21 protein-coding genes, 5 tRNA genes and 2 pseudogenes are annotated in these 18,793 nt (G+C 42.1%); 17 read left to right on the plus strand and 11 right to left on the minus strand.

Annotated elements, in window-relative coordinates; genetic code table 11:
• Nucleotides 1-32 precede the first annotated feature (32 nt).
• Complete coding sequence (gene ppsA / locus RM368_RS14415; RefSeq protein WP_322694688.1) at nucleotides 33-2,651, plus strand: phosphoenolpyruvate synthase; 2,619 nt, start codon at nucleotides 33-35, stop codon at nucleotides 2,649-2,651.
• 61 nt (nucleotides 2,652-2,712) lie between these two features.
• Nucleotides 2,713-2,868, plus strand: a complete 156-nt coding sequence (locus tag RM368_RS14420) for a hypothetical protein (RefSeq protein ID WP_322694689.1) — start codon at nucleotides 2,713-2,715, stop codon at nucleotides 2,866-2,868.
• A gap of 211 nt (nucleotides 2,869-3,079) precedes the next feature.
• Here the strand turns inward: RM368_RS14420 and RM368_RS14425 are convergent, their stop codons facing one another.
• Complete coding sequence (locus tag RM368_RS14425; protein ID WP_322694690.1) at nucleotides 3,080-3,865, minus strand: alpha/beta hydrolase; 786 nt, start codon at nucleotides 3,863-3,865, stop codon at nucleotides 3,080-3,082.
• 795 nt (nucleotides 3,866-4,660) lie between these two features.
• Between RM368_RS14425 and RM368_RS14430 the strand changes: the two genes are divergently transcribed.
• Together RM368_RS14430 and RM368_RS14435 are read left to right on the plus strand one after the other, a co-directional pair.
• A complete protein-coding gene (locus RM368_RS14430) occupies nucleotides 4,661-6,688 on the plus strand; it encodes a GAF domain-containing protein (protein WP_322694691.1) in 2,028 nt (675 codons plus the stop codon).
• Nucleotides 6,689-6,785: 97 nt separating this feature from the next.
• Nucleotides 6,786-7,169 carry a response regulator gene (locus RM368_RS14435; protein ID WP_322676230.1) on the plus strand — a complete coding sequence of 128 codons (384 nt, stop codon included), beginning with the start codon at nucleotides 6,786-6,788 and terminating at the stop codon, nucleotides 7,167-7,169.
• Nucleotides 7,170-7,547: 378 nt separating this feature from the next.
• On the opposite strand, the gene RM368_RS14440 is transcribed toward RM368_RS14435, so the two are convergent.
• From RM368_RS14440 to RM368_RS14480, 9 genes are all read right to left on the minus strand, one after another.
• Nucleotides 7,548-7,630, minus strand: a tRNA-Ser gene (locus RM368_RS14440).
• A gap of 410 nt (nucleotides 7,631-8,040) precedes the next feature.
• A tRNA-Cys gene (locus RM368_RS14445) sits at nucleotides 8,041-8,114 on the minus strand.
• A 6-nt stretch (nucleotides 8,115-8,120) separates the two neighbouring features.
• A tRNA-Arg gene (locus RM368_RS14450) sits at nucleotides 8,121-8,194 on the minus strand.
• 3 nt (nucleotides 8,195-8,197) lie between these two features.
• Nucleotides 8,198-8,274, minus strand: a tRNA-Glu gene (locus RM368_RS14455).
• A 3-nt stretch (nucleotides 8,275-8,277) separates the two neighbouring features.
• A tRNA-Tyr gene (locus tag RM368_RS14460) sits at nucleotides 8,278-8,355 on the minus strand.
• Between the two features lie 200 nt (nucleotides 8,356-8,555).
• Complete coding sequence (locus RM368_RS14465) at nucleotides 8,556-9,077, minus strand: HNH endonuclease (RefSeq protein ID WP_322694692.1); 522 nt, start codon at nucleotides 9,075-9,077, stop codon at nucleotides 8,556-8,558.
• Nucleotides 9,078-9,538: 461 nt separating this feature from the next.
• Nucleotides 9,539-9,967: a hypothetical protein gene (locus RM368_RS14470; protein WP_322694693.1), complete on the minus strand. Its 429-nt coding sequence runs from the start codon at nucleotides 9,965-9,967 to the stop codon at nucleotides 9,539-9,541.
• Between the two features lie 141 nt (nucleotides 9,968-10,108).
• A complete protein-coding gene (locus RM368_RS14475; RefSeq protein ID WP_322694694.1) occupies nucleotides 10,109-10,309 on the minus strand; it encodes a hypothetical protein in 201 nt (66 codons plus the stop codon).
• Between the two features lie 108 nt (nucleotides 10,310-10,417).
• Nucleotides 10,418-10,903, minus strand: a complete 486-nt coding sequence (locus RM368_RS14480) for a DUF6985 domain-containing protein (RefSeq protein ID WP_322694695.1) — start codon at nucleotides 10,901-10,903, stop codon at nucleotides 10,418-10,420.
• A 951-nt stretch (nucleotides 10,904-11,854) separates the two neighbouring features.
• Between RM368_RS14480 and RM368_RS14485 the strand changes: the two genes are divergently transcribed.
• Nucleotides 11,855-12,130 (plus strand): hypothetical protein, encoded by a 276-nt coding sequence (locus RM368_RS14485; RefSeq protein WP_322694696.1) that lies wholly within the window; start codon nucleotides 11,855-11,857, stop codon nucleotides 12,128-12,130.
• A gap of 121 nt (nucleotides 12,131-12,251) precedes the next feature.
• Here RM368_RS14485 and RM368_RS14490 read toward each other — a convergent pair whose 3' ends face one another.
• Complete coding sequence (locus tag RM368_RS14490) at nucleotides 12,252-12,548, minus strand: hypothetical protein (protein ID WP_322694697.1); 297 nt, start codon at nucleotides 12,546-12,548, stop codon at nucleotides 12,252-12,254.
• 533 nt (nucleotides 12,549-13,081) lie between these two features.
• Between RM368_RS14490 and RM368_RS14495 the strand changes: the two genes are divergently transcribed.
• From RM368_RS14495 to RM368_RS14550, 12 genes and pseudogenes are all read left to right on the plus strand, one after another.
• Entirely contained in the window at nucleotides 13,082-13,360 is a 279-nt protein-coding gene (locus RM368_RS14495) for a hypothetical protein (protein ID WP_322694698.1), read from the plus strand.
• Nucleotides 13,361-13,413: 53 nt separating this feature from the next.
• Entirely contained in the window at nucleotides 13,414-13,620 is a 207-nt protein-coding gene (locus RM368_RS14500; protein WP_322694699.1) for a hypothetical protein, read from the plus strand.
• A 236-nt stretch (nucleotides 13,621-13,856) separates the two neighbouring features.
• Nucleotides 13,857-14,351: a hypothetical protein gene (locus RM368_RS14505; RefSeq protein WP_322694700.1), complete on the plus strand. Its 495-nt coding sequence runs from the start codon at nucleotides 13,857-13,859 to the stop codon at nucleotides 14,349-14,351.
• Nucleotides 14,352-14,830: 479 nt separating this feature from the next.
• Nucleotides 14,831-15,250 (plus strand): hypothetical protein, encoded by a 420-nt coding sequence (locus RM368_RS14510; protein ID WP_322694701.1) that lies wholly within the window; start codon nucleotides 14,831-14,833, stop codon nucleotides 15,248-15,250.
• Nucleotides 15,210-15,647, plus strand: coding sequence for a hypothetical protein (locus RM368_RS14515; protein WP_322694702.1), 438 nt, complete (start codon nucleotides 15,210-15,212; stop codon nucleotides 15,645-15,647). The genes RM368_RS14510 and RM368_RS14515 overlap by 41 nt, the downstream gene beginning before the upstream one ends.
• Nucleotides 15,644-15,934: a hypothetical protein gene (locus RM368_RS14520; protein WP_322694703.1), complete on the plus strand. Its 291-nt coding sequence runs from the start codon at nucleotides 15,644-15,646 to the stop codon at nucleotides 15,932-15,934. Before RM368_RS14515 ends, RM368_RS14520 begins: the two co-directional genes overlap by 4 nt.
• The gene (locus RM368_RS14525; RefSeq protein WP_322694704.1) at nucleotides 15,921-16,304 is read left to right on the plus strand and encodes a hypothetical protein; all 384 of its coding nucleotides are present in this window, start codon (nucleotides 15,921-15,923) and stop codon (nucleotides 16,302-16,304) included. The genes RM368_RS14520 and RM368_RS14525 overlap by 14 nt, the downstream gene beginning before the upstream one ends.
• Nucleotides 16,259-16,528: pseudogene (locus tag RM368_RS14530) on the plus strand (transposase family protein); the annotation flags it as partial. The gene RM368_RS14525 and the pseudogene RM368_RS14530, both read left to right, overlap by 46 nt.
• Nucleotides 16,529-16,796: 268 nt before the next feature.
• Nucleotides 16,797-17,111, plus strand: a complete 315-nt coding sequence (locus tag RM368_RS14535; RefSeq protein ID WP_322694705.1) for a hypothetical protein — start codon at nucleotides 16,797-16,799, stop codon at nucleotides 17,109-17,111.
• A gap of 376 nt (nucleotides 17,112-17,487) precedes the next feature.
• Complete coding sequence (locus tag RM368_RS14540) at nucleotides 17,488-17,721, plus strand: hypothetical protein (RefSeq protein WP_322694706.1); 234 nt, start codon at nucleotides 17,488-17,490, stop codon at nucleotides 17,719-17,721.
• 110 nt (nucleotides 17,722-17,831) lie between these two features.
• Nucleotides 17,832-18,083 carry a hypothetical protein gene (locus tag RM368_RS14545; protein WP_322694707.1) on the plus strand — a complete coding sequence of 84 codons (252 nt, stop codon included), beginning with the start codon at nucleotides 17,832-17,834 and terminating at the stop codon, nucleotides 18,081-18,083.
• Nucleotides 18,084-18,118: 35 nt separating this feature from the next.
• Nucleotides 18,119-18,352 (plus strand): annotated as a pseudogene (locus RM368_RS14550) (hypothetical protein); the annotation flags it as partial.
• Between the last annotated feature and the right edge of the window lie 441 nt (nucleotides 18,353-18,793).

Consider the following 18,793-nt stretch of genomic DNA (forward strand, 5'->3'; position numbering starts at 1 on the left):
CCGTAGTATGAATTGCCAAAGGAGGGAAACTGATGAGTTCATATGTGCTTGGTTTTCAAGATATCGACAAAACAAAACTCAAGGTTGTTGGGGGTAAAGGTGCGAACCTGGAGGAACTTACCAAAATTGAAGGAATACTCGTACCGGATGGCTTTTGTATTTCTACTAAAGCTTTTACAAGAATCATTGGGGAAACGTCGTCGATTAACGAATTACTCGATCGGTTATCGCTTCTGAAGGTGGAAGACAGGGATAAAATCAGCGAACTTAGCGGTGAGATTCGTAGGGTTATTGAAGGTATAACTATTTCTCAAGACATTAATGAAGAGATCGCCCGCCTTCTCTCCAGGCTTGGAGAAAAAAATGCCTATGCAGTACGATCCAGCGCAACTGCTGAGGATTTACCGACAGCCTCTTTTGCAGGTCAGCAGGATACGTATTTGAACATTATCGGGAAGGAAGCAATTTTAAAGCATATTAGCAAGTGCTGGGCATCGCTATTTACCGAGAGAGCAGTAATTTACCGCCTTCAAAATGGCTTCGACCACCGTCAAGTCCACCTGTCTGTGGTTGTTCAGAAAATGGTTTTTCCACAGGTGGCAGGAATTTTGTTTACTGCCGATCCCGTCACTTCTAATCGGAAGGTTTTATCCATTGATGCGGGCTTCGGACTTGGTGAAGCCTTGGTCAGAGGTCTGGTGAATGCTGATATCTATAAAGTGTGCAACGGCAAGGTTATCGATAAGAAGATATCCACCAAGAAACTGGCTATTTACGCCTTAAAAGATGGCGGGACGAAAGAACAGGAGATTGAGCCTGAAAGACAAAACAGGCAAGCACTGACGGATGAGCAGATTGTACAGCTTGAGCGCATAGGCAGAAAGATCGAAGCACATTTCGGCTGCCCCCAGGACATCGAATGGTGTTTGGTGGATGACATATTTCATATTGTCCAGAGTCGGCCTATCACGACTTTATATCCCATTCCTGAAGCGAATGATGAAGAAAATCACGTTTATGTATCTGTCGGTCATCAACAAATGATGACTGACCCCATCAAACCATTGGGATTGTCTTTATTCCAGTTAACAGCTGCTCGCCCCATGTATCAAGCTGGTGGAAGGTTGTTTGTTGATGTCACCCATGATTTGGCTTCACCTGTGAGAAGAAAAATTTTGATAGATGTTTTGGGAAAATCCGATCCGCTGATAAGGGACGCACTTATGACCATACTAGATCGGGGAGATTTCAGAAAATTGTTACCAGATGACAAGCAAGAACAAAGTTCCGGTAACAGCAATCAGGGTGCATCGTCTTTGGATTTTCAAACGCTGACCGAATACGATCCGGCGATCGTTCCCGATTTGATTGGGCGTAGTCAAACATTGGTAGAAGATTTAAAACAGAACATCCAGACGAAATCAGGATCGGATCTGATTGATTTTATTCAAGAAGATATCCAGCAATTAAAGAAGAGTTTATCCGATCCACAAAGTTTTGGTGCGATTATGACTGCTATGAATGCTTCATCATGGATCAATGAAAAAATGCAGGAGTGGTTAGGTGAAAAAAACGCAGCAGACACGCTTTCTCAATCTGTACCAAACAATATTACTTCCGAAATGGGTCTGCAACTATTGGATGTCGCAGATGTGATTCGTCCTTATCCTGAAGTAATTGATTATTTACAACATATAAAAGATGATAGCTTTTTGGATGAACTGGTTAAGTTTAATGGTGGAAAGGAAACCCAAGACGCTATCTATGCTTATCTCAACAAATACGGAATGCGATGTGCCGGAGAAATCGATATTACTAAAACTCGTTGGAGTGAAAAACCAACTACGCTTGTCCCCATGATTCTCAGTCACATCAAAAACTTTGAGCCTGGTGCGGGCGATCGCAAATTTGAGCAAGGGCGACAAGAGGCTTTGAAAAAAGAACAAGAGTTATTAAATCGATTGCAGCAATTACCGGATGGCGAACAAAAGGCCGAACAGACAAAACGAACGATCAACCTAATTCGTAATTTCATCGGTTATCGCGAATATCCAAAATACGGCATAGTTAACCGCTACTTCGTTTATAAGAAAGCTTTACTCAAAGAAGCCGAACAACTCGTACAAGCGGGCGTTATTAATGAAAAAGAAGATATATACTATCTCACTTTTGAAGAACTTCGCTCAGTTGTACGTATAAATAAACTTGATTACCAAACGATCGGCAAACGAAAAGACGAGTACAAACACTATGAAAAGCTAACTCCCCCACGTATTATTACGTCTGATGGTGAAATCATTGCAGGTCGGTACAAACGGGAAAATCTCCCAGCCGAAGCTATTGTAGGTCTGGCTGTTTCCTCTGGAGTTATAGAGGGACGAGCACGTGTTATCTTAAACATGGAAGATGCCGATCTAGAAAATGGCGATATATTAGTCACCTCTTTTACTGACCCTAGTTGGACACCATTGTTTGTATCCATAAAAGGCCTAGTCACCGAAGTTGGTGGACTGATGACACATGGAGCAGTTATCGCACGTGAATATGGTATAAGTGCAGTTGTCGGAGTGGAGAATGCTACTAAGCTGATCGAAGACGGACAGAGAATCCGGGTGAATGGAACACAAGGGTATGTAGAAATTCTATATTAAAACCAAAATTTCAAAATTGGATTTTAAATATTGAGGATTAATCTTTCTTAGGACTTACGCATTGGAATCGGAATGTCAGCAGATGCAGGAGATATGCGATCGCATTAATAAATTGCGGGAAAACGAGAACTTGGAAGAAGCCGCACGTGCTGTGATGAAGCATCTGGGGGAGGTGAAGCGACCCTATTTGACGGCTGTGGAAGAGAAGTGTAAATAAATAGACCATTTTAAATCATTAGACTTCTTGGCATTTGTCGGGAAAAGGGAAAGGGGAAAGGGGGAAAGGTTTGGTATTTTCCCTTTCCCCAATAAAAATGAGTCCCTTTTCCCACAAGAGTGCAAAAAATACAAATGCGAAAAGGTCTATTGATAAGCCTATACAATAAGCTTTTTGAATGAGTGATTTGGGTCTGGCGGTACTAGCTATATTAATATTTCTCAATTTTTTGACAAATAAAATCCAGTATGAGTGAGGTGAATTTTTCAGGATACCAAAGTCCCCATTCGTGACAACCTTCTTCTACAGTCATTAACTTACTGTTGGGTATCTTCGCCGCCATTTCTTGAGCGTTACTTAATGGCGTAGTTAGGTCTTTCTCTGACCATAATAATAAACAAGGAGCTAGGATTTTTGGTAGTAAATAGCTGATGTCTTCGTACAAAGAAATTAGCAATCCTTGAAGAACATTTCTTGTATTAAATAACAGGTTATAGGAGAAAACTAAAGGAATATCAACTAATTTCAACCCCATTCTTGGTAAAAACAGTTGAACCGTCATTTCGATCCCCCTTCGCAGAATTATCTTCGGTATTGATAGCGTGGGAATTCCTGTACTATCTATCAGAATTACACTGGTAACTTTTTCTGGAACGCTTGCAGCTAAAGTAATAGCAATACCTCCGCCAAATGATTGTCCAACTAGATGAAAATGTTGTAACTCTAAAACTTCCAAGAACGAGAGGAGAAGTTTGCTATAGCTAACGTAATCAAAAATTAGCCCAGAGTGACTCGATCTTGCAAAACTAGGCAAGTCAGGAGCAATTATGCTGTGGTGCTGTGCTAGTAGTGTCAGCACTTCTTGATAAGGCTGGGTAGAGATTCCCCATCCGTGTAAAAAAAGAATCGGGATTGAACTCGACTCCGACTTACTTTGCTGATAAAAAATAGTGCAATCCTGTAATTCGACCTGATGATTAGTTAATTGGGATTTCAAAACAACAACCTCACTCACTATAACCTGATAAATTACTTCTACTGTTATGTAACAGTAACAAGCCCACAGGTTTGACGAAACTTTTTACAAACATCTTATTTGGAATTAGTCATTTTTTACAGAAATTACATCCTCCGCTCGCATTGATATTGGATTTCTTGGCAAAAGTCCGAGAAAAGGGGAAGGTCGGGTTTCAAGAAGGGGATAAGGGGCAGGATGAAAGGGAAAAGGTTCTGTATTGTCCGCTTCCCCTTCCCCTTTAACATGCACCTTTTTCCCCAAGAGTGCAAAAAGCACAAATGCCAAGAGGTCTATTGACCAAAATAGCGCAATGCGGCAGTTGACTTGCGGTCACTGATTCGCCGTTGATGGCGACGCAAATGGCTGAACATCGCTTCCATTTTCAAGTTAGGGACTTCCAGAAAATAAATTATCCAATTTATTCAGATAATATATATTTATTTTCTTTTTCTCCCTGCCCCCTGCTCCCGGCTTTGCTGCCTACACAGCGATAGGATATTTTTTTAGTTGGAAGTACCTTATCTGGCGGCAAGCTTGGCATATGATAACAGTGCAATAAGTTAGCCCCGTATTTATCCGATAAACGTTGTAAGTTGCCATTAACAGCATCTAAGTAAACGGCGTTATACTTGAACTCGCATTCAGAATTTGATTTAAAATATTGCTAGAAAATAAGAGTTTATGAAATCTAAAGCTTCAGAAAAACTTAGAGTAGCGATCGCAAATATACTTGTTTCGCTGTCAAATTAGCGATCGCACCTCAATTATAAAACTATGAAAATCCCTGAATTATTAGTTGATTCCATGCTCCCCTGCACCAACGAACTGACACGGCTCAAAGCAGTATATCAGTTTCAGGGTTTGGATGCTGTACCCAATCGAGCATTAGATGACTTAACAGCACTGGCAGCCGATCTGTGCGAAACTCCAATGGCACTGGTGAGTTTTATCGGAGCCGATCGCCAGTTGGTTAAGTCTAAGGTGGGAATCACATTAACAGAAATTCGCCGAGACCTAGCATTTTGTAACTACACCATTCGCCAGTCAGATGTATTTGTAATTCCAGATACCCTGGCCGATCCCCGCTTTGCCACCAATCCCTTCGTTATCAATGCTCCCAATATTCGATTTTATGCCGGAGTACCCCTAGTAATAACTGGCGGTTGTGCCTTGGGTACACTCTGCGTCATGGACATTGAACCGCGCGATCTGAATCAGAAACAACGGAAAGGATTGCAGATACTCAGCCACCAAGTGGTAGCGCAATTGGAGCTAAAGCGCAACACCACGAAGTTGCGTCAAACGATCCCGGAAATCAAACAATTAAAACAGCAATTGATTACCCAGGAATTGGTTGGTCAACAAGATTCAATTCTGTTTAATCTGGCAAATCAAATCCGTAATTCTCTGGATCTGGACACGATTTTACAAACGGCAGTGAATGAGATTCATAGTCTGTTGCAAGTCGATCGCTGTGACTTTGTGTGGTGTCTGCCCAACAAAGATCGGTTCAACTTTATGGTGACTCACGAAGCGACTAACCCAGAGATTCAGATGGCGTTGGGGGAACTTTCCCTTGGTCCAGGCTCCGTTCTGGCAGAAACTATCTTAAATCTAGATATGCTAAGGATTGAGGATGTTTCTACTACCTCAGAGGCACTCACCCCGGAGGATCGCACCCTGCTGCATCAACTGGCAGTAACCTCGGTGCTGTTGCTGCCACTGAGAACCCATTCTGGTCAATTGGGTGCTATTATTTGCCATCACTGTCGCGGTTCGCGCCAATGGACTGATAGCGAAGTTCGGTTACTCAAAGCTGTCACCGATCAAGTAGCGATCGCTCTCGATCAGGCAGAACTGCTTGCCCAAACACGAGCAACCGCCTTTGCCGCTCAAACTCAAGCCACCTATCTAGGAAACGCCCTGAGCCAGTTGCAGCAAACCCAAATGCAACTGGTACAGCAAGAGAAGATGTCTAGCCTGGGACAATTGGTGGCCGGAGTTGCCCACGAAATCAACAACCCGGTTAACTTTATTAACGGTAATATTACTTATGCAACCAACTATGTTCGGGATTTGCTGGAACTATTGCATCTTTATCAAGCAACCTATCCCAATGGAACTGATGCTATTCAGGAAAAGATAGAGTCCATCGATCTTGATTTCTTGATGCAAGATTTGCCTAATCTATTGTCGTCGATGCAAATGGGTGGAGAACGAATTCGGCAAATTGTCCTATCTCTGCGGAACTTCTCGCGTCTGGATGAAGCAGAGATGAAACCTGTGGATATCCATGAAGGAATTGACAACACGTTGTTAATTTTGAAGAGTCGGTTGAAATTAACTAGTGCCAAGTTTGAGATTCAAGTGATTAAAGCATACGACAATTTACCGCCTGTTGATTGTTATGCGGGGCAATTGAATCAAGTATTTATGAATCTTTTGGGTAACGCGATCGATGCCTTAGATGAAACGCCTAATCCGATCGTTACCATTCAAACAGAACTCATTAGTAGAGAAAAATCGGGTAGTTCCGATCTATCCCAATTTTCGCACGCAGATAGTGTAGTGATTCGGATTCGAGATAACGGTTCTGGCATGACAGAAACAACCCAGCAAAAACTGTTCAATCCATTCTTCACCACCAAACCCATCGGCAAGGGAACCGGGCTGGGACTGTCCATCAGCTATCAAATTGTGGTTGAAAAACATGGCGGCATTTTAAAATGCTCCTCAGAACTTGGGAAAGGCAGCGAGTTCTTGATTCAAATTCCGGTTGAGCCTCTGGTTAAAAGTACTTAAAGTATGTATAAAATTATCAACATATCAATTGTTCAAGTCTTCCTTTGGGAATGCTAGGCTAAATGCCAACGATGATTGACTCATCGACTTGTAAAGTATGTCAAATGATACGACAAGCTCACGGATTGTTCTCGCACTTGATGACAGCCCTGTGATTCATCAAATGATTAAACGAGCGTTAGAACCGGGCTATCAAGTAATAACAGCCGCTAACGCGGTTGATGCCTTGTCGATCATTTATCATCAACCGATTTCAGTCTTGCTATTGGATGTGCAGATGCCGGATGTAAACGGGTTGGAGTTTTGCCGCACGGTGCGGAGCCTGCCCCAGTTTCAGCATTTGCCCGTGATTATGGTGACTTCTCAAGATTCCCCCTTCGACCGGGTGAAGGGTCATCTGGCGGGTGCAACAGAATATTTGATCAAACCTTTTGATGCTGAACAATTGCGCGAAGCTGTACGAAAATTTATTGGCTCTTGATGTGCTTGTTCATCAGACTTCGGCATGAGCGCGGTAACTGAGCAGTTCGACAGGCTCACTGTAACACTTGTCGAAGTTCAGTCGAACGCTACCCACCCCACAATAGTTATATAAATCGTGTGCGATGGTTAAAACATTAGCGCAGAATGAGGATTTGCTAAGATTGGCACAGCCAGTTTTCTATCCTGACAGCCTTGCAGCGGCGATCGCAGCCACAGTGACCGGATCATTTTTCCTCTAAGAAAAATCGTTAGTTAAAAGCCTAAGCTATGCCTGCGGCGACCTACGCCTACCAGAAAGAATCCACCAGAGAGGTACTGCCCCTCCTATATCTGTGTTATCAGCACAGCGCCTCACTTTTCGGCTTCTGGTGGAAAGCGGAAGATGGAAGAATCGAACCCCCAGGTGTTACCCTGCTCTAGTTTTCAAGACTAGTTGCCCTCCCTTGAGCAGCATCTTCCATATAAGGGGTGTCTGGCGGGACTTGAACCCGCTAATTACACGCTTGAAAGACGTGCCGCTCGGCCACTTCGCTTCTGCACCAAGAGAGAAATTTCTACCACGTACAAGTTTGAGAAGCTGTTTTTAACAGCCTCCAGGTTTGGCGGAGGCTGTAGGAGTCGAACCTACTTCGGTTTTGTAGACCGATTAACCAGTTTGTAAGCTTCTCGTGTTGGGGCACGTAATAGAACGCTAAAGACTTGGATTTGAACCCTGACTAAAGGTTTTGGAGACCCTGGTGCTGCCGTTACACCATCTGTGCATTTGGTAGCAGTGGCGAGAGTCGTTCGCGCCAGCGTTCCCGAAGGGTACTCACATATACCAAGTTATGAGCTTGGGGCTTTGCCGTAAATCGCTACACTGCAACGTTTGGAGTCCAGGGCGAGAGTCGAACTCGCACAGTCGGTTTTGCAGGCCAACACCCTACCATTAGGCGACCTGGACATACTACGAGGACAACAGGAATCGAACCTGTGACCACTTGCCTCGGAAACAAGCGCTCTTTCCGACTGAGCTACATCCTCATTTGGAAGCCTTGACGGGAGTTGCACCCGCTTCTCTCTGACTGAGAATCAGAACGACTTGTCTATTTGTCCACAAGGCTACACGGGGATGATGGGATTTGAACCCACGGTCTTTCGCACGAATATAGCGACTGCTTTAAACCAGACTAAGCTACACCCCCACGTTGGATGGCAATTATTTAGTTTTCATGGTTCAGAAGTGTTTGCGCTATGCCTTTTTGAGAGGCTGTAGTCTTCCAATACATATATACTATATTATGTATTATAGGTATCAAGGGCGTACTACAAACTTTTTTGAAAACTGAGAGGGCAAGGGTTGCTTAATGGCGCTCATTGCCCTCTGTGATTTGCTTTGAGTAAATTACTCAGTTTCACTCAAGCGTTGTGCGCTCCAGAATTGTTCAGCAAATGCAACTGCTGGGTGAATTGGGGCTTTAGGCTTACTTTTGAGAACCATTCCAGCTTCATAAGGTAAGCGATCGCTCTTGATTGAATTACACTTTGCACACGCAGTTACAACATTGTCCCAACTGTGCTGTCCACCTTTTGAGCGGGGTATTACATGGTCAAGGGTCAGATGCTTGCTGCTACCGCAGTATTGGCAGGTGTGGTTGTCTCGCTTGAGTACCTCACGCCGATTTACAGGTGGTACTTTCCAGTGCCGTTCGGGATTACCAACAGTCAAGCGAATATGTTCGGGAACTTGTAGTACAACGCTGGGTGAACGAACTTCCCACTGCTTTGTACTGCCAAAATTCAACGATTCTGCCTGACCTGTGACTAACAGCACTATTGCTCGTTTGATGTTGATACGTGCCAGTCGTAGGTAGTTCTTAGAGAACACCACGACCGAATTTTGTAATATGTGTGGTTGAGCTTGCATACGTTAAATCCACTCCTCAAAAAATAACCCCCGCCTCTGGTGAACAGGAGCGGGGGTCAGGTAGTTGACCCTTCGACTGCGCTCAGGGTAAATACTTTTTGCCCTATGTTGGTGCTATAAAACACTTGCACCTCCCGCTTTGGATAAGTTGATCTAGATTCAGCCATCCGGCAATCGCTTCAAAAATGCCAACACGAGCAGATTTACAGCTTAATAACCGATACATTCCCTCAAATGCAAATAGCACGATTACTCTGCCTAAACCCTTGTTGGGTCGGCAATGCACCGCGCTATTAATGGTTGAGGAGAATCTGCTTATCATTGAAGGCTTGTAGTGTTTGTAATTGAGACTTATATCAATAATACAGTTGTAGTATACGTTTGTCTACTGCACAATTCTGGGCACGGGCGAACGCTGCGTGAATGCCTTGGCGGTAAAGGCTAAATTTGCAGATGGGGCATCATTTTTTCTCAGCACAACCTTCTAAAACTTTATTCCCCAGGATAAAAATTGCCGAGTATGGATACTCTTTATCTGACATACCATCGCTACAGGCATCAACTTTTTTGATGATTAAGATATTGTTGCTTTTGCCTTTAAGTCGGTAAACTCGCACTAAGTCTGCGGGACGCGCCTCTGCTTTTAGAGGTGCAACATAGGAGAAGGTTTGCTGTTTTGTGTCTGGCGAAGAGTAGACAATTCCCTTCTTGCTCACAGTAACACTCCAAAAGGGTTCTGTACCCCTAGCGATGAATTCTTCACTACTCGTAGTTTCTGCAACAACGAGACTATTGCTAGTAATAGATGATTCATTGGCAGTACTAGGACTGTTAGCTAGTAAGCTAGTGCCAAATAAGAGCAGAGTAACATAACAGATGAAACTTTTCATGTATCAAGGTATAGCTACTAATTTGCAATATTCTTGTACGTTATTGGACAACTGTAAATATACGGCACTCAAAAGACGTGGAACAGTTCTGCCCTAATGCTCCCCTCAAGTATCCGATTATCCTCTAAGAAAAGGCGATGCCTACGGCGGTAAACTACGCACCAGATCGCCTTTTCCTCTAAGAAACTGATCGCTTCCCTCACTCTCTGATCCAACCTGTGGTTCTGGTTCTGTTCTGGAAGAATCACTTTTTCTAGACTCAAAAGCAAAGGCGATGGCACTGATCGCCTTACTTCTTCCACACAGCATCCCACTGTTCACCAGAGCCAAAGCATTGCTCATTTAATGAGCGCGATCGCTCTCCACAAACAAAGGCGATCGCACCCCCAAAGAGCGATCGCCCTTATCCTCTAAGAAAGTTATTAGTTGAAATGCGATCGCATAGGTATATTAGACGCGTCCTGTTTCACCTATCTGATCTGCATCGTCTGCTACTCCATTGCGAAAGCGCACTTCTAAGCCGTGTTCTGGCTCCCAGTCACACTCAGCTATCAACTGAAAAGTAGGAATATGCAGGTCATACTCAACGTGGGGCGGCACATAGATATATGAGAAAGTCACCTCATCCCAAACCTGAATGGGATTAGCTAGCTGCGGCATTTCTTCATACCCTATCATTTCACGATATACATTATAATTTTGCAGCACCAAAGGCGCAGTGATGCTTAACACATCGCTTGGCAAGGCTAGAGCTTGCCGAATAGCTTCACGCTGAAGCGATGAAAGTTCCCCCATCTGCCCCTGTTCAAAATCCACGCAAATCGGTACACAGCGATCGCCTAAAACAGCATATTGTTCTAGAGTCCAGTGGTTGGATTCGTTTCTTATCTGTCCAAACTCAGCATCGTAGTAACTCGCCCAGAGTTTCTTCATCATCTTTAATGTATGCGTTCTTAATATATATAGTTAGCAGTTCCACATTCCCTGGATTTTGTCTAATCTGCAATTAAGAGTACTTTACCTCCTGGAGTAGGCGATCTCAACGTAGCACTGTATCTGACCCATCTTGTGGCACTGGTACTATGGCGATCGCTTCTTTAATGAAGTTCCTGTTTCACTAACAGGCGATCACTTATCTGGCGGAATCCGCCAGATACCTCAATGGATGTGATCGCTCAAAATTGTTGGTGTTGGTGGTCGCACTCCCCAACCGCATAAGTGCAGCCCGCCAGAAGTATGATTTTCTTCGTATAAATTTACATAATTTTACTAATTAAAATATTAGTAACCCGCAAAAGATACAAAAGACAAATATTAAGCTTACAAGCTTAATATACATAGCTTTCAGCATTTTACAGAAATGTAAATTTTTATAAAGATGATAACCTATATCTAGTGTACTAAAACAGGGAGAAACAACTTCTTAACTGTCATAATTCCCTGAATTTTTGAGTTAAATGTAATATTTAATACATTAAAAAGGTTACGACATAAATCGCTAAAAACCTTGCCCAAAAAGTTTTTACACGATGTATTCTTGTAAGTACAGATTCTTCATCTACTAGTGAAGCAAAACCCATAATTATACAACTTTTGGAATTTTTTTTTTTTTTAGTTGATATATTACTATAAAAGTAGCGATTAACTTTCAGAACTCTGTCCCGGTTATCAAAACTCTGTCCCGGTTAAAATATTTTTAGCGGGGCGAAATTTGCATAACAACTAGCAGATTTGTAAAGCTGCCCCCTCCATAAGGGCAGCTTTGCTGTAAGAAAAGAACTAAAGTATTTAGGATGGAGTTTTGAAAGTTGATCGCCAGCTTCAGGCTTTTTCCTTCTACTGGACTTCTCGCTACAAGTCCCGCTAGTCCAACTAGAACTAAAAACTATGAATCCGCTAAAATTCTTTAGCTCTTTGCAACGCAATTCTAAGCCAGTGCAAAGAGGAATTTTGCTTACTCGAAGAACCCTTGCTGTAGGTTCTGCCTGCATCCTGTCATTAGGTATTGGAGGTGGAGTTGTCTATAAAGAGTGGCAAACTCAGACTCAAAGCCAGAGGCAGATCCAAATTAACAACTGCTATCTAGCTCCTACGCCATCAGCTACGCCCACAGTCAAAGCAAAACCTATGCCTAAGACGGTGACTTTACCGGAATCTGCATAGAAATTAAGAAGGCGATGCGGTCAAGCTGCGATTGCTTCTTCAAAACTAACTCAAAAAGGCGATCCAGGGTGCGATCGCCTTTTTTCTTAGAGGATGTCTGCTACTAATACCCCTATTCTCCCTAGAATATTTGAGCTAATGTAACTAATAAGGAGATGATTGATGCACTGGTTCCCAAGATTGGCTGCCAGAACTTGCATAACTCCCGAAATTTCCAAAGCGAAGATTTCTTATTTGCTTGAATGTCGGGATTTACATTAAGTTCAGGTTCTAACTTATCATGAGATTGAATGGGAGTAATCGATTGGGCATCTTTGTCCATTTCGTTTTTCTCCATAGTTTGATTTACTAAGCCAGCTTGGGAGCCTGAGAAACATCCAAGTTGGCTTTGTTTATTTGTGCGTTGTTTGTTAATCATCTTGTTTTTTATTTTGAGCTTGAGAACCAATCTAGGAGCCTGAGAAACATTTAGGTTAGCTTTATTTCATAAATATAATTTTCCCTTTTAGGTGGTCGTCGCGGCTCTGATACTGTTGGAAAATGTACTACATACTTGTATTGCAAGTATTACGTAAGCTAAAACCTTTAATCTATTGTTGCGGCTTTTAGTTGTAATACTTTTGTTTATAGGTTTGTAACACTTTCGCCAACGGTATCTGGCTCTTGGCGGCCACCCCTTTTGGCTGTCTTACATGTAGCCGCCACAAACGAAATAAGCCTTACCTCTAGGCATAGCCTTGTTTCCTATGATTCTTGATTAAGTATAAACATAACATAGGTTAATGAAAAATAAATCCTAAACATTATAGATATTTATATCTAGAAAAAAATATATGTGATGTTTATGATAAAATTTACCTAAACTTTTAAAGCCTATGCTAATCTGAAAACAGTTCATAGCTTTAGGAAGCATTTTTGCTAAAGTTAACATATTCATAAATTTTTGCAGTCATGGCTAACTCAAATCCAAATACAGAAGCACTGGCACTGGGACGCGGCAAACGTCCCAAGTTGGATAATGAAACGGTTTGTATGCGTATGTCTTCTGAGATACGAGAGAATCTTGAGCAAATCGCTGAACAATACGGTTGCGTCTATGGTGGAAAGCCCTGGCTGGCTGGTTTACTCAGAATGATTGGTTCTGGAGAACTTCTAGTTGTACCAGCTCCACCAGCGTTTAACGTTAAGAGTGCAGTGAAAGATCGACTAAAGAGAAAGCATTCTTCCTGATCTTCTCAAGCATCTCAATCACCCAAAGCTATTTCATAGGAGAAGTAAGTGAGATGTGCAAAATTTTCTGCTGTTCCAACATCCTTCTTGCTCTTGCAACTCAGCCGGGATGGGACATCGCATTAGGGACATCTCCCAGAGTTGTTTCCCAGTGGAATACCAACAAATCCACACCCAGAGAATTGGCTGTTAGAGTTGTGCAACTACTACAAGTACTCAAAGAAGCAGGAATTGAACCGCCCCCACCAATAGCTTTTTAATTCCAAGCTTATAGATTTTAATCATTGCCCCCTACTGGTTAGGGGGTTTTTAATTTAGTCAGATAGTTTTTGCACCAAAACCTAATGCTTGTAATTGTTGCAGGTATTAGGAAAACTTTAATTATTGGGAACATTCATTAAGCTTGATAACTAGAAAATTTACCGCGAAAACCTAGTTTAATGCGTGAAACATTAATCAATTTAGTATCAAAAATTAGCAGTTTTACTGCAAAAATTTGCAAATATTTGATGCAAGAGGTGAGAAAATGATATGCACTTTACAAAGACCAGTAGACAGGGAGTTAAGACAAGTTTACGAAGCTTTTATAGATGACAGGATTGGCGATACTACGTGGAGATCGCTAAAAAAATTCCTCTTAGAATCTGGACTTGAACTTAATGCAAACAACCTACATGAGTACGCAACTCTAAGAAAAAGTTACCCTAAATTATCATTAACACCACTAGAGTTTAGAGCAATACTCGCAACATTTGATAATGCTAAAAACTTGATTCCTAATCAAATAACTGGTGAAGAATTTCTCAGATTGCTGATTAAACAAGACATTAGACCAGATATTTCAACTATTTACCGATGGTTTAAACAGGCTGGTTCTAAATATAGCAAGATGACAACCTACACAAGTGGCGTAATGTTTGCGGTTATTTACCGTGCTGTTATTTGGAAGTTTATCAGCGAGAGGAAAGAAAATGGCTTTAGCATCATGTAAAGGTAAAAGCTGAATCGGAAACAGTTGAAATAGTTCATCCTACTCAGCAAGAAATTAGAGAAATAGTATCATCTAAAACAATTGAATTATTTTTATAATTATCTAGTGAAGATATCAAGTATGTAGCAGAGCAAATAGATTGCGTTAACTCAACAATAGATGACATTCTAAACGAAGTTGAGGGATTGCTGACTGCTGACTGCTGACTGCTTACTCTGACCACAAGAAACAGGAAAGCATAGGTAAAATAAACTCGATGTTTGACCGAGTTTATAGCCATTTTGAAGCTAATAATTCATCTACATCAAATCACTTATCTGAAAAAATGAGGCGCTTTGGTGAGAATGTAGAGCAAACACAGCAAGCCTTTAAAAGCTCAACCAGTGGCGCACTCAGCAGGCTTAAAATATAAAATCAGGAGGAGAAAATCTGCATATCAAATTTCCTTACTTTCACAACAGATTCAACCAAGTAAATGGATGAATTTAGCTGTATTCATTCAGGGATTTTTTGTACTAGCTCTTATTTTCTATGGATTTTACAGCACTCAGCATTCTAGCTCAGGCAGAGGAGAAGCCATCATTTCCCAAGCCGCACCAATAGAATTTACCATGAAGCCAACTGGTGAGGTGAAGTTCAAGGGGACACCGGACGCCGATATTATTCAACAGTTGGTGGCGAGTTCGGATTATCAAGTTTCAAGCGATCGCACTTCCAAGCAAGAAATTGAGTTATGCAATGCCCAAGCAGCAGACAGAATCACTCTGTTAACAATCTGCTTTCTAGGTGCAAGCTTTATTATCACAATAGTTTGCTTTTTCTGGTCATATAACGCAAATAAGGAAGGTTCAAACAGTAATGTCAATCGAGAATTTATTCGGGGGGATAGTTGCAAGTAACGATAATAAATTATCTGGTTCTGGGCAAAAACCCACAGCAATAGGAAATATGGGAAATTCCGCAGCCCGTATTAAAGCAAGAATGGTTTTACCAACTGAGATATCTGCAAATAAAGTTATTCAACTAGAAAAGGAGTTAGGACAAATGGACGGTGAATTAGAATTAGGTAAAGCTATTGTTTTTAAACAGAAATCATTACTTAATAAAGCAGTTGACTTACACAACATTAACACCGAATGGGCATCTGTAACAATGGAGGCTGACCAAAGGCTAAGAGAAATTGAATCTAAGTATAAACAGACTATTTTTCGATATATGTTAGGTGCAGCAGAAACTCAAGCTTATGTAGATGGTTATACTGAGGCTTATAAAATGAGTGCGGAGATTTTTTCATGATGAAAAATCTCTTCTACGCTGGCTGCTGCTTTTCTGGATATTCACTATTCCAAATACTAAGATTTGTATCTAAAGCATTTCCTGAAAGTAGATTAGGTGCGATCGCCCTTATCACCCTTGGATTATTAATTATCTTAGGTATGGGTGTAACTAACTGGTGCGGACTTTATTACAAGCGTAGCGGCGTAATCGACCGTACCCAGTCAATTGTTGGATTTGCTCCTACGTTTGTATTTGGCACTTTTGCCTTGGCTGCTGTAATGGTAGGCATATATGCAGCACAATAACATTTTCACCAAGGGTAAAGAGCTATATGCCCCACTACTAATAAAAGAACGGCTGCTAATGGGGATGTTTGCGGCGACTGCGATCGCAGGTACTTTTACCCCCGTAATCCTTCCCAACCAGCCCAACCCCAGTAAGTTAATTCAGCAGTTATGGGGATTGTTCGCTAGTGGATGCTTTACGGCTGCGGCCTATACTCGTAAGCAAAAGGAGAAGGATTATGCAGCAATTAATACTGCCAATCACACTATTATCAAGGAACACCTCAAAGGTGAATTTGCCTATGAGCAAAGTAAGCAGCAAATCAAGAGTGATCGCAGTTATGCTTGGCTGATAAAGGCTACCAAGGTATCACCAAACTCCACACTCTGAGCTGCATACCCTGCAAAAAACCTCGTGGTGCTGATTTACCAACTTCACAACGTCAGCATAATCGCTTGTTAGCTAGATTACGTGTTGTTGGTGAACATATCAACCGCCGCTTAAAAATTTTTCGCATCCTTAAAGAACAATATCGTAACCGTAGAAAACGGTTCGGTTTACGATGCAATCTGATTGCTGGACTTCTCAATTATGAACTCGCTCTTTTTTCTTGATTCGTGCAAGAGGTCTACTGTTTATGGCGGTGATGGTATTGACTGCCTAATAGTGGACTATTCTGTTGGCGATACTGGTACTGGTATGCGTTTCATATCATGTCCGGTTAATCACTTATGATTACCGTATCTGTGCAAAAATCCCAAAAATCTCTTTCCCCCTGCCCCCTGCCCTTTAAATGATAAGTCTTCAACCGGACATGATATCAATGGTAGTAGCACTTATGGCACTGCTATACGACAAGTCAGCAGTACAGACAACACTCGTTTGGATTTCGTTGGTTTTCATAACATTGAGAAGTTCACAGTCACAGGCACTCTTCAAGATGACACCATCAATACTGTTGGTGGAAACGACATTATTAATAGTGGCGGTGGAAATGACATTATCAACGGTGGCAGTGGAAATGACACCATCAACGGTGGTGTGGGAAACGACACTGTTGATGGGGGTGCAGGTAATGATAGTATGACTGGCAGCACTGGAAACGACACCTACATTGTTGACAGCACTGGAGATATCGTCACCGAAACCTCTACACTCAGTACTGAAGTTGATACAGTCAGAGCCGAATGGCACTAAGAAAAGCTCTAAGCTATACAGGATAAGCGCTACAGATTTCAAAGCTATTAAACAGTGTGGGGACGGGGCAGGCGATTGTTCTTGATGAAGTGTTGCGATCGCTAATGAAGTTTGCTCCCGGCGTAATCGCCCGCCTTGTTAGGATGCCTGCGGCGGTAAACTACGCTATGCTTAACTCCAGACAGTGCAAAAATGTACGGGTTGTCCAAAAAATTTTTAGGTAGGAAAAGCTTACCCTTTGATGACGAAACCCCGGCATGAATTACGAAAACAATTGCAAAGTGCTTAACCCGCAAGTGTTTCGGCTTTTCTTAGTGCCATTCCAGTCAGAGCCTCCGTTACTTACACTCTGACAGCCAATGTAGAAAATCTGATTATGACAGGCTCAAACGCAAGTAACGGGACTGGTAATAGCCAAAATAATAAACTGACTGGTGAAGGTGTCGGTAACAATATCTTGAATGGTGGTGCAGGCAATGACACTCTTGATGGTGGTTATGGTACTGACATGCTGAACGGCGATGCAGGCGATGATACTCTAATTGCCAATTTAGGCGCGGATGTAATGAAGAATGGCACTGGTAATGACATTTACATGGTGGGTGCGTAGGTGATGAAATTATCATTGAGAACGCGGGTGAAGGAATCGATACCGTTAAAGCACCTTATATTTCTACTCAAGGATATACTCTAGAAGCTAATGTAGAAAACTTAATTCTGTTGGAAGGAGCTACTAATGGAACAGGCAATATCCTTGACAACGTTCTGACAGATAACACGAGAGATAATACCCTCAACGGCGGAAGTGGTAAGGATACCTTAATTGGAGGGCTAAGTAATGACACCCTAATTGGTGGGGAGCTTTTCTACAATCAAAATGGCATTTCGGCTGGCTTTGGAACTGGGTCAGAGTTTGCCAATTTAAGTGGCAATATATCACTAACTGCATCAGACTTTGTAATCCAAAGTTAATCAGAAGCCAACCAAAACAATTGCCAATTTGCAGTTTGCAATTTGCAGTTAATTATAATTGCGAATTGCGAGTTGCAAGTTGCCCTGTTACGGCTGTTGAAGTCCTAGAGTTGACAGAGGATGAACAGCGCGATCGCCTACATTTAGAGCGCTGTGTGGAAAAAGCAGTTTTTGAAGCTGGCAAGGCGTTGATGGAGCTGCGCGATCGCCGGTTGTACCGTTCCACCCATAGCACTTTTGAGAAGTATTGCAAAGACAGGTTTGGATTTCAGCACCCACAAATGACTATATTCGTACCCGTCTAATTCATAGTCTTGAAGTTTTTTGTGTTGGCCGCTCTCTTGGTAGGATTGTGGGCTTTGGGCTTCTGCCTTAACTTGACACCAATGGCATTTTACGTCACAACGCTCCCAGTACAAGAGTGGATATTGGAATTCCGCCTTGGTTATCTGGGTCGCTACCGGAGCCTAATAAGGCATCACCGTGCCAATTTGGGAAAATCGTACGCTAAGGAATTGAGACTAACCTGAATGCTATAAAAATACCTTGTTTTGAGCAAACGGCATACCTCTATTCCTCATTTTTGACTTGAATTAGGAACTTCCATCTGGTGCAGAGTATTGGCAGTACTCTGCACCATCTGGAAAGGCGTTAGCTAGGGCGTGTCATCAATTAGGTAAACTGGAATCAGAACTGCTGAAAAAGAATAA

Source organism: Nostoc sp. DedSLP03, from assembly GCF_034530815.1.
GTDB lineage: Bacteria > Cyanobacteriota > Cyanobacteriia > Cyanobacteriales > Nostocaceae > Nostoc.